This window comes from Aliidiomarina taiwanensis (assembly GCF_003987015.1).
GTDB classification, from domain to species: Bacteria; Pseudomonadota; Gammaproteobacteria; order Enterobacterales; family Alteromonadaceae; genus Aliidiomarina; species Aliidiomarina taiwanensis.
This window is the reverse complement of the sequence record NZ_PIPQ01000005.1, coordinates 120,546-134,506: the sequence shown is the minus strand read 5'-3', so window position 1 is coordinate 134,506 and position 13,961 is coordinate 120,546. Positions and strand designations below refer to the sequence as shown.

The 13,961-nt window shown below is 47.2% G+C and carries 12 protein-coding genes; 7 read left to right on the top strand and 5 right to left on the bottom strand.

Features of this window, described 5'->3' with window-relative positions; genetic code table 11:
• Positions 1–151 precede the first annotated feature (151 nt).
• A complete protein-coding gene (azu, locus tag CWE15_RS09055) occupies positions 152–604 on the bottom strand; it encodes an azurin (RefSeq protein ID WP_126757765.1) in 453 nt (150 codons plus the stop codon).
• A gap of 185 nt (positions 605–789) precedes the next feature.
• Here azu and CWE15_RS09050 point away from each other — a divergent pair, with 185 nt between their 5' ends.
• From CWE15_RS09050 to CWE15_RS09035, 4 genes are all read left to right on the top strand, one after another.
• Positions 790–1,224 (top strand): nuclear transport factor 2 family protein, encoded by a 435-nt coding sequence (locus CWE15_RS09050; protein ID WP_126757764.1) that lies wholly within the window; start codon positions 790–792, stop codon positions 1,222–1,224.
• A gap of 33 nt (positions 1,225–1,257) precedes the next feature.
• Positions 1,258–2,277, top strand: a complete 1,020-nt coding sequence (locus CWE15_RS09045; RefSeq protein WP_126757763.1) for a GGDEF domain-containing protein — start codon at positions 1,258–1,260, stop codon at positions 2,275–2,277.
• Positions 2,278–2,378: 101 nt separating this feature from the next.
• Positions 2,379–3,113 carry a glucose 1-dehydrogenase gene (locus tag CWE15_RS09040; RefSeq protein ID WP_126757762.1) on the top strand — a complete coding sequence of 245 codons (735 nt, stop codon included), beginning with the start codon at positions 2,379–2,381 and terminating at the stop codon, positions 3,111–3,113.
• Between the two features lie 348 nt (positions 3,114–3,461).
• Complete coding sequence (locus tag CWE15_RS09035; protein ID WP_126757761.1) at positions 3,462–4,526, top strand: hypothetical protein; 1,065 nt, start codon at positions 3,462–3,464, stop codon at positions 4,524–4,526.
• Here CWE15_RS09035 and CWE15_RS09030 read toward each other — a convergent pair.
• Together CWE15_RS09030 and CWE15_RS09025 are read right to left on the bottom strand one after the other, a co-directional pair.
• The gene (locus CWE15_RS09030) at positions 4,497–5,915 is read right to left on the bottom strand and encodes a DNA cytosine methyltransferase (RefSeq protein ID WP_198675003.1); all 1,419 of its coding nucleotides are present in this window, start codon (positions 5,913–5,915) and stop codon (positions 4,497–4,499) included. The two genes, CWE15_RS09035 and CWE15_RS09030, sit on opposite strands and share 30 nt — an antisense overlap.
• Before the next feature lie 364 nt (positions 5,916–6,279).
• The gene (locus tag CWE15_RS09025; RefSeq protein ID WP_126757760.1) at positions 6,280–6,996 is read right to left on the bottom strand and encodes an SIMPL domain-containing protein; all 717 of its coding nucleotides are present in this window, start codon (positions 6,994–6,996) and stop codon (positions 6,280–6,282) included.
• A 255-nt stretch (positions 6,997–7,251) separates the two neighbouring features.
• On the opposite strand from CWE15_RS09025, the gene CWE15_RS09020 reads away from it, so the two are divergent.
• Positions 7,252–7,914 (top strand): HEPN domain-containing protein, encoded by a 663-nt coding sequence (locus CWE15_RS09020; protein WP_126757759.1) that lies wholly within the window; start codon positions 7,252–7,254, stop codon positions 7,912–7,914.
• A gap of 22 nt (positions 7,915–7,936) precedes the next feature.
• Here CWE15_RS09020 and CWE15_RS09015 read toward each other — a convergent pair whose 3' ends face one another.
• Together CWE15_RS09015 and CWE15_RS09010 are read right to left on the bottom strand one after the other, a co-directional pair.
• On the bottom strand, positions 7,937–8,443 hold the full coding sequence (locus CWE15_RS09015; protein WP_126757758.1) for a magnetosome magnetite crystal formation protein family: 507 nt from the start codon (positions 8,441–8,443) through the stop codon (positions 7,937–7,939).
• 189 nt (positions 8,444–8,632) lie between these two features.
• Entirely contained in the window at positions 8,633–9,340 is a 708-nt protein-coding gene (locus CWE15_RS09010; protein WP_126757771.1) for a DUF1499 domain-containing protein, read from the bottom strand.
• A gap of 159 nt (positions 9,341–9,499) precedes the next feature.
• On the opposite strand from CWE15_RS09010, the gene CWE15_RS09005 reads away from it, so the two are divergent.
• Both CWE15_RS09005 and lpdA read left to right on the top strand, forming a co-directional pair.
• Positions 9,500–11,809 carry a TonB-dependent receptor gene (locus tag CWE15_RS09005; protein ID WP_126757757.1) on the top strand — a complete coding sequence of 770 codons (2,310 nt, stop codon included), beginning with the start codon at positions 9,500–9,502 and terminating at the stop codon, positions 11,807–11,809.
• A gap of 9 nt (positions 11,810–11,818) precedes the next feature.
• Complete coding sequence (lpdA, locus tag CWE15_RS09000) at positions 11,819–13,960, top strand: dihydrolipoyl dehydrogenase (RefSeq protein ID WP_126757756.1); 2,142 nt, start codon at positions 11,819–11,821, stop codon at positions 13,958–13,960.
• Position 13,961: the final 1 nt, after the last annotated feature.

The window sequence follows — 13,961 nt, the reverse complement described above, 5'->3', positions numbered from 1 at the left end:
AGTTTGAATGAGGACATGGAGTAAGGGGCCAATCTACGTTACAGTCTTTATGACTAAGGGCAGGCTCAGCCTCACTTACTCCACTGGTGAAATGTTAGCTAAACACGTCACCTTGAGAGATACAAGGGCAGGCATGGCCTGCCGTTGGTGTTTAGTTAACGATGAACTTACCTTGCATAATCGCCCAGTGGCCTGGGAAGCTGCAGAAGAACGTGTAGTCACCGCCTTTTTCCAAACCGCTGGTAGAAAAAGTAATGGTGGTGCTTTCACCGCCACCGATGATTTTCGTTGCAGCAATCACCTTTGATTGGTCTGCTGGTAAGTATTCATTGTCTAGGCCTGCTGCGCCACCTGCGTTTACCACTTCTTGCATATCGGCCGTTTGGGTTAATACCCAGTTATGGCCCATCACATTCTTGGGAAATTCACCTACGTGATTCAGAGTAAGGTTCACTTCCGTACACTCAGAGCTTATCGCTAGCTCTTTTTTGTCGAAGGTCATCGAGTCTGTACTATCAATTTCGATATCACATGATTTTGCAAATGCGGTTGATGACAAACTCAAAGCGATAAATACTGCGGCTATCTGAATTAAATTTTTCATAGAATTACCTTCCGTTTGAAGTTTAGAGAGTGTGAGTGACTAAGCATCTAATAGTCTTATGGTAGCAGAAATGAAGGTGAATGCAGACACCTTATACGTTAAGATGAGGTTAATATTTATACTGCATTTCCCCTAACGCCAGTGCGACTCTTAAACGAGTGGCTTATGTAAAAGGAACTCCTATTATGCGTAAGTTAACCCTTCTGATGCTGTTCTTTATATCGTTTAACACCTTTGCTCACACCGACGTGGAAGCCGAGCTAACAGGCACCATTGAAACCTTCCTGTATGGCGCAAGTATTAATGACCCGCAGGCCCACGCAGCGTTTTGGGCGGACGGTTTAACTTACACCAGCTCAAGTGGGAAACGTTTTGGTAAGGAGACCTTGATGCAGGGGTTCGAAGGTGTTCAGCCTGAAGACCCTGCGCAAACAGACACTTGGTATGGCGCTGAAGACATTGAGGTGAAAGTGCTGAATAAAGTTGTTATTGTGAATTTCACGCTGACCGCTGCGACGGATGGAATTGTCATTGGGCGGTATTTTAACACAGGCGTGTTTGTGCACCGGGACGGCCGCTGGCAAGCTATTAATTGGAATGCAACGATTGCGGCAGATTAGGGATTTCATAGCAAAGCGGACACGAAATTTAGCATGACGGACTCACTCGAACATTCTTTTAAAACGCTTAAGCAAACGATTCCGCTATTGCTTAAGCACAAAATTCCAGCCATACCCACCAATTATGCGCTGTGGTATACCTATGCGGAAAATCAAAACAACGCACTTCAAGAAGAGGTTCAGCGTGCTTTAGATGAAGGCCGGCCTTTTTCCGATATTTATACCCAAGAGCTGTACCGTAAGTATGTGGCCGACAAAGAAGAATTAAACGCCTGGCAACTCAGGCAAAATGTGGAAGCCATGGTAACGGAGCTTTCGCAAACCGTATTGGATACACAAAACAATGCGGAAGGGTTTAAAGCCTCTATGGAAACGAACCTACGCCACTTGGACAAGGTGGAGAAAGAAGGTTGGTCTATGAACGAGGTCATGAAACTCGTGCGCAATATGGTAAAAGAAGCGCAGCTTATTCGAAGCTCGACGGTCGACTTTGCTACGGCATTAAAAGCTGCAGAAGAAGAAATTAGCAAGCTAAAAGCCGAGCTGCAAAAAAGCCAAAAAGACGCCTTTTACGACGCGCTAACAGGCTTGTATAACCGCCGCTACCTCGACAGTGAAATTGCAGCCATCAATACAGAGAAACCCACGAGCCTCATTATTGTGGATGTGGACTACTTTAAAAAAGTGAACGACAGCTACGGGCACCAAATGGGCGATCGGGTGCTGAAAGCAATTGCCAAGCGGCTGCAAGAAAAATGCAAGCCGAATGCAACCCCCTTCCGTTTTGGCGGCGAAGAGTTTGCTATTTTAATGCACAACGCCACCTTGGCTGAGGCCATTCATCAAGCGGAAAATATCCGCTTGGCGCTGGAAAAAATTAGCGTGGTTGATCGTCGCACCAACCGTCGAATTACAGGTGTTACCGCTTCGTTTGGTGTGGCGGAGCTAAAGCCTGGCATGCGTCACAGCGATTTACTAGAGGTAGCCGACCGCCAGTTATATCAGGCGAAACGGTTAGGTCGGAATCGCGTGATGCCCATGAGCAACAGCTAGCCTTCATGTCTAGCGAGTGACACGGTTTCTGTAACACCGGTCAACTAGAAACACACTCTATAGCAGCTATACTGGAACCACATTCATATAAAGGAGTAAGTATGGCCCGCTTACACAATAAAGTCGCAATTATCACAGGTGCTGCCCAAGGCATGGGCGCAACTCATGCTCGTGCATTTGTACAGGAAGGCGCACTCGTTGTTCTCACCGATTTAAATGAACAGAAAGGCCAGGCCTTAGCAGCAGAGTTAGGCCCGAATGCCTTGTTTATTAAGCAAGACGTGACCTCGGAAGAAGACTGGGCAAAGGTAGTAGAGGAAACTACTCAAGCCTTTGGCAACATTGACGTACTGGTGAATAACGCCGGAATTACTATGGCCCAGTCCATTTTAGACACCAGTTTGGCGCAGTACCGGAAAATTCTGGAAATTAACCAAGTGTCCGTGTTTTTAGGTATGAAGGCGGTCATTCCAGTCATGCAACAAGCAAAAACAGGCTCCATTATTAATATCTCGTCGATTAATGGCCTTGTGGGTGGCGCTATTGGCTACACCGACAGCAAGTTCGCCGTTCGCGGCATGAGCAAAGCCGCAGCCCTTGAATGTGCCCCTTTTGGCATTCGCGTGAACTCCGTGCACCCAGGCGTTATTGAAACCCCCATGCTGATGCAAGAAGACGCCAAAGCCGCCGTAGAAGAATTCGCTAAAACCATCCCTCTCAAGCGCATTGCCAAGCCTGAAGAAGTGACCAGCATGGTGCTATACCTCGCTTCCGACGACTCCAGCTACTCCACCGGCTCTGAGTTTGTGATCGACGGTGGCTTGACCGCGCAGTGATTCTCAGCACCTCTACTTATTCAAGCCTGTATATCAGGAATGTGCGCTAAGCTGGGAAGTTTTAACAGTGCCCTGTTTCTTACGGAGTACGAGTTACCTCCTACTTGCCGTCGACTCATTATTCCAGCATACACCTAGGAGTAGTGTATGCTGGAATAATGAGGTCACGAGTTAAGTCTTGTTAAAACTATGAGGCCTCAAATACAATGAAAGATAAAGGTGAAAGCTCCTCATAGATAAAACGTTTTTTTATTTTTCAATGAGTAACTATTGTATGTGATACTGTTGAGTTAGTTAGCGCCTTGCTATTTCTATTAGTTAGACTGTTTTCTATTGAAAGGATAATAGATGGTACATTTTAGAGCTGAAGACTTTATAAGTAGAGTGATAGATAGAATAGAAAGTAAAATTGAAAGCGGTGAATGCACATTCATAAAAAATGATTTTTCAAAGGAGTGTGAGACTGTATTTGTTGAGAATGTGAACGAGCTAAAAGGTGAAGAGTTAGTTACTGTATCAAGTGTTCAGCATGAACTAAATAGCCATCAATTCCCGGACGTTGTTATTAACTATGTTGATGGTCTGACAATAGGAGTCGAAATTAAAAGTAGTACCTCTAAAGGGAAGTCATGGATTATAAATGGCAATAGTGTGTTAGGAAGCACAAGCGTTAAGGTGGATGCTTTATATATAGTTTTCTTTAAAATGGCACCTACCGGTACAATTGAAATACGAATGGCAGACTATGAGTCATGTGTTTCAGATGTTGTAGTGACGCATAGTCCAAGGTATAAAATTGACCTGGGTATTTCTAAAGAAGAGTCGTTCTTTAATAAAAGCGGTATCACATATAGTGAGCTAAATAACTCAACTAGCCCAATTGAGTTAATAACAGATTACTTTAAAAAAGAAGGAAAGACAGCCTGGTGGCTCGGAAAAAGTGAAGATGATACTTCGCCTGCAATAATTACAAGTTGGTCATCATTGAGTGCAAGTTTGATTAACAGGATATATGGAGAGGCTTTTGTCTTGTTCCCCGAGCTTCTTAATGGACCACCCCACTGCAAGTATAATCAACTGAGCAAATGGTTGGTGTCGAAATACAGTGTGGTAGACTCTAGTTTAAGAGATAAATTTTCAGCTGGTGGGAAATCTGATATTGAGTACTGTGGATATGAAATTCCCCAAGCACCTAAAGTTTTAAAAACCTTTCTGGAAAAGAAAGACTATATCATTTTAGCTTTTAATGAACTAGAAGGTAACGAGCTTAAGTCCTATTGGGTAGAATATACTCATATCCCAAATGAACGCAAAGCTCGTCAACATATCTGGAAAAAGCTGCTGCTAAAAAACAATATTGAACCTCAGCACTTTGAATTTATTTTAAGAGTCCTTGAAATAGACACTCCATAAACTCTGCAGCCTCATGGCAATATGGTATCCAAGCAGTGGTGGTACTGCGTTTCCAATTAGCTTGTATGCATCTGAAGCAGTTACGTTCTTGTAGTCTGCTTCTCCTTTTTGGATAAACTCATAATCATCAGGAAACGTTTGAATTCTTGCGCACTCTCTAATCGTTAATCGCCTTTCTTTTTTCCCAGACTCTAGTTCATCTAAGTACCTACCTCCATTTGCAGTAGATAATCTTCTAAACTCAATATTGCCATGATGTTCAGCTCTAATAGTTGGTCCAATAGAGTCTAACTTAATTTCAGTTTGACCCTGGCAGTGTTTACCCATAAATTTGGCCTTGGAATAACGTTGCTGATCAATATCTTTACTCTCTTCAGGCTCTGGTAGATCTGAAAGTATGTCTCCTAGATTTACAAATGGTAATGTTCCCGAAAGGCCGTCTTTAGTATGGGTAATTAGTGGGTAAGGATCTAACTCAATGGGTATTTCAGGCATTGACAATAGATCTTTGATGTTTGGCTTGAGAGCTGACTTCTTTAACCCTATAAATATTACTCTTTCTCTGCTTTGCGGCACACCATAGTTAGCAGCCAATAGCACTCTAGCTGGAACCACTAGATAACCGTCCCCACCGGCTTGAGAAAAGTCATTCTCAATAACTTCTTTCACATCTTTCAGGTTGGCAAGACCTTTGACGTTTTCAGCAATGAAAACTTTAGGCTTAGTTATTTCAATGACTTTTTTCATCCATATATATAGTAGCCCCCGGTTCTCTTCATTTGCTGTTTCTTCACAAAGGGCTACACCTTTGTGAGACTTAGAAGAGTTAAACCCTTGACGCTTTCCAGCAACAGAAAAGTCTTGGCAAGGAAACCCGCCAGTAACTACATCAACATCGTCTGGGAACACTTTTATCTTGCTATCAGTATGGAGCTTAACAAGATCTACTATGCTATCAAGGCAATATGTAGACTTTTCTAGTCCATGTTTAGAAAAATATGAGGTCCAAGCTGTTCTAGCATCAGATCTTATGTCATTAGCAAAAACAGTTTTGAACCTGGTTTTTGGTAACTTGACTTTATTATTGTCGATGTACTCTACAGACCAATCATCGTTAACCCTTGGATTGTGAGACTTTGAATTAACGATGAAGTTGCCTTCAAAGCCCAAGTCCATGCCACCACAGCCTGAAAATAGAGATAGCACATTAAGCTGTTTTTGTTGTTCTTGAGTGTTCTGAGATGGCTTCATAGCGTCATGTGGTATTAGCCATACGCCACTTTGTTTTTTTGCACCAATCACTTTACCCTCACCACAGAGTATCTGTACATATCTTTTACTTGTACCCCACTCATTTGCTTTTGCTTCAACAGATACGTAATTAGTCACTGCCAATCTCCTTTAAGCTTACTTTGACTTCGCCTGTGCGAAATCTTCAGTTCGCGTAGGCGAAGTGCGATGGTAGGCTTATCAAGAAGCAATGTCCATATCTAGCTTAAAAAAATGACAGTAAATCCCTGGATGGGCCCGCATTAACCTAAGAGACACAATGACTTTGGCCTGTTTGGAGTGAGCAGAGGAAGTTTAGAACTAACGCTGTTTACAAACTCATCGATAGTTAATAAGTTAATGAATCTCTTAGGGTGCTTAGATAACAAGCGTTAAGTTGAGGGTCGGCTGCAATAATCTTTCTAAGATATATAAGTTAACGCCCCGAAATTGCTTTTATTTTAAATTTTTGAGCAGCTCTCACCTAATCCGACAAATAATACTCAATGGTTGAAACAACCCGTACTTTTTTAATGTGTGGGTTGTTTTTGTCGCGCTCGGTAATGCTGAACTGGCCTTGGGAGGCGCGTTTTATTTTACCGAGTTGGCTGTCGGAGTCGCTGGCGAATTTTTGTGCGACAGCGCGGGCTTCCTGAGTGGCTTCTTCCACCATGCTGGGTTTTATGTCATTTAAGCGGGTGTAAATGTATTCGGTGCGGGTGTCGTAACTACCGCTGGTGAAAACAATGCCTTGCTTACCTAGTTCGGAAAGCTGCGGCATGATGGCGCGTGCGGTGTCTATGTTTTCTGAATACACGGTAATGGTTTGTGTGGCGGTATAACGGTATTTTGCCGAGTCGTTACCGCCCCATTGTTGTGCTGATTTGTCGGTAATGGCAGGAGCTGAAGCGCTTATGTCGTCTGGGTCTATGCCGTTTTCAACCAAGAAACTTTGAATGTCGCTGGTGTTCTTTTCAATGGTGTCATACAAGGCGCTTAAGTCGTTACTAGCAGCGCTGAATTGTATAGGCCACAACACAATGTCGGCCATAACCTCCCGCTCGGATAAGCCTTTTACAGTAACGCTGCGTTCGAACTGCTTCACTGAAATGGCAGCGTTTGCGAGTTGAAAGCCAAGCAAGGCTAACCCGATGGCAATGCTAATACCTAAAAATACACCGGCAGATTTCCGTGTTTCCATGGTGTGCTCCTTTCGTGTGAAGTTTACAAAGGGTCTTATGTAGGCTACTAGGTTTAGAAAGAAACCTGTAGTCCATAATTTAATATGTTTGTAACCTTGCCCCGACACAATACGACGTACCCCTGATATAAAGTAGGTGCAATGGATCTCACAAGGACTGTGATGCAGCATGGACGCTGTTTACTTCTTAACATAAATTCAATACTGTTACTCTCATTCGTTTAAATATTCAACAGCGAAGGGGATGAACAGGTAATGGACTACAAGCAATTAAAGGCGTACCAACGTGAACACCGTGAGGGCTGGGCGCAGGGGCTTAGTTTGCGTGTTCACCGAGCGCTTAGCTGGTTAAAAAAAGCGGAGCTTGAGCGTGAGCGAGAAGACCTCGACGGCGAGTTTGTGTTTTTATGGGTATCTTTTAATGCTGCGTATGCAAGCAACCACAGCGTTCTAAGCCGTGCGTATGAACGCGATGTGTATGGGCAGTTCTTTGAACGTTTAGTGGGGTATGACACGAAACGCAAACTGTATAACTTAGTCTGGTCACAATACTCGGGATCTATTCGCACATTATTAAATAATAAATATGTTTTTCAGCCTTACTGGGATGACGTGAACGACAAAGAGCATGACTTAGGCTGGGAAGAGCGCTTTGCAGGAGCGAAGAAGCGAGCGAATACGGCCTTAGGCTCGCAAGACACAGTGACTGTGTTGAGTATTATTATGGACAGGCTGTACACCTTACGTAACCAGCTTCTGCACGGCGGTGCTACTTATGGTAGTGGGCTGAACCGCGAGCAAGTGCAAGTGGCTTGTCAGCTGCTTGGCGATATAGTGCCTTTGGTTATTCACTTAATGATGTGTGGAAGCCATGAAGTGTGGGGTGACGCCGCTTACTTTGAGGCAGGTAAAGGCTAAAAAGGGGCTGTATGCCCCTTTATTATTGAGCTTCAAGTGTGTTTAACTCCACCTTGAAGAACTTAATGCTTAATGGGTAGTGCCACAGTATGCCGTCTTTCGCTTTGAGTGCGCCCATAATGGCGAACACCACATGGCACACGGCGAGGGCGACTAACATAGGGGCCCCAATGATAATGAGAATAAGCAGCATAGAAACAAAGGCATAAATAGCATAGCTAATAAGCCAATTCACAATAATGCGGCCGTTTTGATCTATGTAGTTGTTGTCCTTCTTAGTAAGCCACAGTATGAGCGGCACGATTAAGCCGACAATAGGAAGCACAAGCCCAATCAGTAACGATAAGTGCATAAGCATTGAGTATTGTTGTTGGTTTGTTCCGACACCTGCAACGACTTCTGGCATAGACTGTTCGGGCTTTGGCTCAGGCTTGTTCAGTAGCTTTTCTTTTTCAAGCTGAAACTCTTCTTCGCTTAATAGCCCTTCCTCTTTAAGCTGGTGCAAGTTGCGTAGTTTGTCCACATCCATGTTTTCACCTTACTGTTATTAAATAAGAATGCTCTGCAGCCTTTCAGGCTACAACCTCTATAACAGTGTAGGGTCATGATAGATAGAGACCTGCGGTTTATTCAGCGATAGCTTACAAAAATAGAGGCTTTCTGAAGCTATTACTCACAGCAAAGTAAAAGCTTCAGGGTCTTGTATATGTTCAGGTGGTTATAACTCGGATAGGAATTCGCGAATACGTGCGGCGTTTTTCCCTACGTCGCTTCGGCCAACCCGAGACTTACTGCGAATATCCAGCTCGCTGCCTGAGTCGGTTGCACGTATGCGAATAACAACGTCGTCTTTAAAGCCGAACCAGCGGGTGGTGTCGGTGGCTTCAATGCGGCCCTCCGCCTGGTTGCTATCAACAATGTCCCACCCCATTTCTTGAGCCCGTGCTAAGGCGGCATCAAACAGGTTCATTGGCGACTCTTTGGTGCTATAGGTGGTGAGGTCGGGGTAGGCCCGTAGTTGCTGTTCTGCGGTTTCTTTGCCGGCGTATTCCAGCGGGTTTGGAGCGTCGGCCCGTAAGGGGGCTACGGCGATAAACTCAGGTGGGTTTTGAGTGTCGGTGCTAATGTCGTGAATGGGCGGTACGCTTTTGGCAACCCGCATTTGCGAATACGGCATGTAAAAAGCAATGCCCCCGGCGACAATAGCTAGCCCAGTAAGGCCGGCGATAAGTCCTGTGGGGCGGCAAATAAAGTAAGCGATAATATTGGCCACAAAAGCTGCAGCACCTAGGTAAGCTGCCCACCGCAGTAAGGTGAAGGCGGTACCTAGTTCGAGTATGTTGTTTGCGTATAAGGGGCCTGACAGTGCTAATAAAAGCAGGGCTATCACACCGAGAGCGATAAGTAGTGTATGGATCTTTTGCATCATCGTTGCCTTTTTTAGTAGGACGTTTCTTCTATACGATACTAGCGCAGTTTTGGTTTCGTGCGACAAAAACATTGTAAGATGAAACTATTTAACGCTTGATAACGTATAAACATACGTATTGTCTGTTTTCAAACTTCAAAACTCTGGACGCCCTGAATGAAAAAATTAGCCTTGTTGGCCTTCGCCCCGTGCTTGCTGGCGGCACAAGAAAAGCCCATTGAAGTTATTGAAGTGATTGGCCGCAGTAGTGACACGCCGGTGCTACCTTCCGAAGAGCAGGCAGAAGGTTTGTTTGGGTTAGCACAGAGCCTGCAAGATATTCCTCGCGCGGCCACTATTATTAACGCTCAGTTAATGGACGCTGCGGCGATAACCACCCTGCATGACATAGCTCGTTTTACTCCGAATAGTTTTGCCGCAGCGGGCTTTGGCAACCCTTCATTGCCGACCTTGCGCGGCCAGTTGGGCGAACTTTATGAAGCGGGTATGCGCAGACAAGCGGGAAACAATGGCTTGGGTATTCCTATGTCGTTTAACGCCATTGAAGGTATGGCGATTGTGAAGGGCGCACCACCGATCATGCTTGGCAGCTCTCAGCGCGTGGGTGGCTTTGTGAACCTGCAAACCAAGCGGGCTCGTTTGCAGGCAATGCCCTCGCAGCTTCAGCTGCAGCTAGGCCAGTGGAATAAATACCGGGCCCAGGTGGACCATAACTGGGTACTGGAAGAAGGGAAGCAGGGCTTTCGGGTCAGTGCTGAGTATGTAGATGAAGGTAGCTTTTACGACTACCACCAGCATAACAGCAAGGATGTATTGCTGGCTTATACCTATGCACCAAGCCGAGACACCCAGCTTGAGGTGTCGGCAGAACTCTATGATGTGCGCTGGACAGATAACGCAGGCATCAACCGACCCACACAGAACTTAATAGACCATAACCTGTATATTACCGGGCAAGGACGGCAGCCGAATGGCTCGTACGTACCGGGGCCTGGCGCAGTGGTGAGCCCAACAGGTGAAGTTCGCATTGCACGTAGTACCACGCTTACAGACCCTTTAGACAGCAATACCGCAGAAACAGCCTTGCTGCACGCTAAGTTCCAGCATTGGTTTAACGACCAAGCCGTGTTGGTTAATCGCACTTACTACCAGTACTTAACACGCGAAGGAATTAACCAAAACAGCTTTGTTGAAATTATTGACGGTGCCCACACCTTTGAAAACCGCACCGAGCTCCACATAAATAAGCTAACCATTGTGGGCCTGAACCTGCGCATAAACGATGTGCTCGGTTACAGCCAATTCACCACGGAAGCCGACAACCCCATTGATTTAACTGGGCCATTAAGTAACCGCCGCATTCCACTGACGGATGCACAAAAGGCACGCTTAATAGAGCTGCGCCCGGGGGTGTTCGTGTCGCCGGGCAGTCAGTACGACATAAACGGCGACGGTGTTGGCGACTTTAACCTGTCGGATACTACAGACTCCACCAGCTACCAGTGGGGTGTGTTTGCGCAGCATGAAGTTCGGCTATCAGAGCGTTGGCGAGTGACCGGCGGGGTGCGCGCAGACTATTATGAGGTTACCGCGAAAGACCCACTGGCGCCGGAAGGCGTCACCCCGGCCCGTGACAGCCACAGCGACTGGCTAAATGCCGTGAGTTTTAGCACACAGTACAAGCTTTCGCCGAATGCGACCTTGTATGGCACCGCATATGTGAGCGACTCAACGTCTAATTCGATGGCGGGTGGGCATAGTTTAACGGCCGCAGGCACCATCGACAGCCAGCAATTTGCCACAGAAAACACCTTGTATGAAGCGGGTGTTAAGTATGCACCCGAGTCGGCTACTTGGTATGCTGACCTAGTGCTGTTTAGTCAAACCCGCAGCTTGCGTAATCGAGACGGCTCCAACAGCGGTATTCATACGCAAGGCATTGAAGGGCAATGGCACTATGCGTCGCAGCAGGGGTATTGGGTCACGTTTGCGGCCAGCTATATTGATGCACGCTGGGACAATTCCCCAGCCCTTCAAGGTACTCGGCAGGTAGCGGATGTGTTCGACGCTTCGCGCCCCGACCTTATTGTTGGCACCGGCCTGGGCTCACCGAACTTTACCGTGTTTCCGGCCTCGAACCAGCAATTGCAGGGCATTCCCGAGGTGCAGGCTTCGCTAGTGGCGGGGTGGCGGATAAGCGAACGCTGGTTTGTCGGGGGCGACGTAAGCTACACCCAAGCGTACCCGCTCGACTATTTACAAACGGTGTTCATTCGCGACCAGCATACGTTAAATATAAATACGGGCGTGCGTATTAGGCCGGAACTGCTTGTGCGCTTGGACGTATTTAATGTGACAGATCAAGACAATTGGTCACCGGTATTTGAAGGCGGCTATTTTGGGGCGACTTTGGTATTTCCTGCGCAGCCACGGCATGCGCGGGTTAGCCTCACCTATCAATTTTAAGGAATGTGCATGTCATTGAAGAAAATTGTGCTGTTATTGGTCATTGCCGGGTTGCTGTTTGCAGCCTTTACCTTAGACGCCACTCACTACTTGTCCTTGGACATGCTGAAGCAGCAGCAACTGCAGTTACAGCAGTTATTTGTTGAACACCCATTGGCCATGTTTGCCGCTTACTTTGTGATCTATGTGGTTGCCACCGCCTTGTCACTGCCAGGAGCGGCCGTGCTCACTCTGGGGGCTGGCGCTATTTTTGGTTTTGGTTGGGGCTTATTATTAGCCAGCTTTGCGGCTTCGTTAGGCGCGCTGCTTTCCTTTTTAAGTGCTCGTTTCTTGCTGCGAGACTGGGTGCAGAAAAAGTTTGGGGCTCGCTTGAACACCATCAACCAAGGCATAGCCCGCGACGGTGCGTTTTACCTATTAAGCCTACGCTTGGTGCCTGTCTTTCCGTTTTTTATGATCAACCTTCTTATGGGGCTGACCAGCATAAAAGTGTGGACTTATTACTGGGTTAGTCAGGTGGGTATGCTGCTGGGCGCAGCCGTGTTTATTAATGCGGGCACTCAGTTGGCGCAAGTCACCCAGTTAAGCGATGTCGTGTCCCTCGACTTGTTGGGCGCATTTGCCCTGCTTGGGGTTATGCCCTTGCTGGCTAAGTTTGTGCTTGGTCTGGTGAAGCGGCGCCAAGTGTACCAAGGTTTTACCAAGCCAAGGTCTTTTGACAACAACCTCGTGGTAATTGGTGCAGGCTCTGGCGGGTTGGTCAGCGCTTACATAGCGGCGGCGGTAAAAGCTAAAGTCACCCTTATAGAAAAACACCAAATGGGCGGCGACTGTTTGAATACGGGGTGTGTTCCTTCTAAAGCGCTATTGCATGTTGCCGCGTTGGCCCATAACGCTCGCCAGGCCGAGGGTGTGGGGGTGAATGTTGGTGAAGTCACCGTCGACTTTAAAAAAGTGATGGAACAAGTACATGCGGTCATCAAAGAAATTGAACCTCACGACTCTATAGAGCGCTACACCAAACTAGGTGTGAATGTAGAGGTGGGCGAGGCGCGCATTGTCTCGCCTTGGGAAGTGGAGGTGACCCAAAACGGCGAAACCAAACGCATGACCACGCGCAGTATTATTATTGCCACGGGTGCGAAGCCCCTGGTACCCGCGCTGCCCGGTTTAGACGAGGTAGACTACCTCACCTCCGACACCCTGTGGGACTTAAAAGAGCTGCCGAAGCGTTTATTGGTATTAGGTGGCGGCCCCATTGGCTGTGAGCTTTCCCAAGCGTTTCAGCGTTTAGGGTCGCAGGTGACTCAGGTGGAAATGGCCGAACGTTTAATGGCGCAAGAAGACGCAGATACCGCCCAATTACTAGCAACACGCCTTGCGGCCGAGGGTGTAAACACCAAGTTGAATCACAAGGCCCTGCGGTTTGAGCAGCGCCAAAGCGAGTCGGTGCTTATTGCGGAGCATAACGGCGAAGAAGTGGCACTTCCTTTCGATAAAGCATTGATAGCCGTTGGGCGACAGCCGAATATAACCGGATTTGGGCTTGAAGAGCTGGGCGTTCACACCAATCGCACGGTGACAACCAATGCGCTAATGCAAACCAACTTTCCAAACATTTACGCCTGTGGCGATGTGGCCGGGCCGTTCCAGTTTACCCATGTGGCATCGCACCAGGCTTGGTATGCTTCGGTCAATGCTTTGTTCGGTATGTTCAAAACCTTTAAGGCGGACTATTCCGTTATTCCGTGGGTGACGTACACCACGCCGCAAGTGGCCAATGTGGGCTTGACCGAGCAGCAAGCGCAGGCACAAGGTTTGGATTACGAGGTCACCTGCTACGACATGAGCGAGCTAGATCGTGCCATCGCCGATAACAGTGCCTATGGCCGCGTGAAAGTACTGACCAAGCCAGGCAAAGACACCATTTTAGGGGTTAACATTGTCGGGCCGCAGGCGGGCGAGCTTTTAGCCGAGTATGTGCTGGCCATGAAGCACGGCATTGGCCTGAATAAAATACTGGGCACCATTCACAGTTACCCGACTTTGGCGGAAGCCAACAAGTACGTGGCGGGCGAGTGGAAGCGCGCCCACGCGCCCGAGAAGCTGCTAGAATGGGTAGCGAAATATCATCGTTGGCGCCGAGGGTAAT

Excerpts from the sequence above, each read along its gene's own strand:
- azu (WP_126757765.1), bottom strand. The coding sequence starts at position 604 with ATGAAAAATTTAATTCAGATAGCCGCAGTATTTATCGCTTTGAGTTTG.
- CWE15_RS09050 (WP_126757764.1), top strand. The coding sequence starts at position 790 with ATGCGTAAGTTAACCCTTCTGATGCTGTTCTTTATATCGTTTAACACC.
- CWE15_RS09045 (WP_126757763.1), top strand. The coding sequence starts at position 1,258 with ATGACGGACTCACTCGAACATTCTTTTAAAACGCTTAAGCAAACGATT.
- CWE15_RS09040 (WP_126757762.1), top strand. The coding sequence starts at position 2,379 with ATGGCCCGCTTACACAATAAAGTCGCAATTATCACAGGTGCTGCCCAA.
- CWE15_RS09035 (WP_126757761.1), top strand. The coding sequence starts at position 3,462 with ATGGTACATTTTAGAGCTGAAGACTTTATAAGTAGAGTGATAGATAGA.
- CWE15_RS09025 (WP_126757760.1), bottom strand. The coding sequence starts at position 6,996 with ATGGAAACACGGAAATCTGCCGGTGTATTTTTAGGTATTAGCATTGCC.
- CWE15_RS09020 (WP_126757759.1), top strand. The coding sequence starts at position 7,252 with ATGGACTACAAGCAATTAAAGGCGTACCAACGTGAACACCGTGAGGGC.
- CWE15_RS09015 (WP_126757758.1), bottom strand. The coding sequence starts at position 8,443 with ATGGATGTGGACAAACTACGCAACTTGCACCAGCTTAAAGAGGAAGGG.
- CWE15_RS09010 (WP_126757771.1), bottom strand. The coding sequence starts at position 9,340 with ATGCAAAAGATCCATACACTACTTATCGCTCTCGGTGTGATAGCCCTG.
- CWE15_RS09005 (WP_126757757.1), top strand. The coding sequence starts at position 9,500 with ATGAAAAAATTAGCCTTGTTGGCCTTCGCCCCGTGCTTGCTGGCGGCA.
- lpdA (WP_126757756.1), top strand. The coding sequence starts at position 11,819 with ATGTCATTGAAGAAAATTGTGCTGTTATTGGTCATTGCCGGGTTGCTG.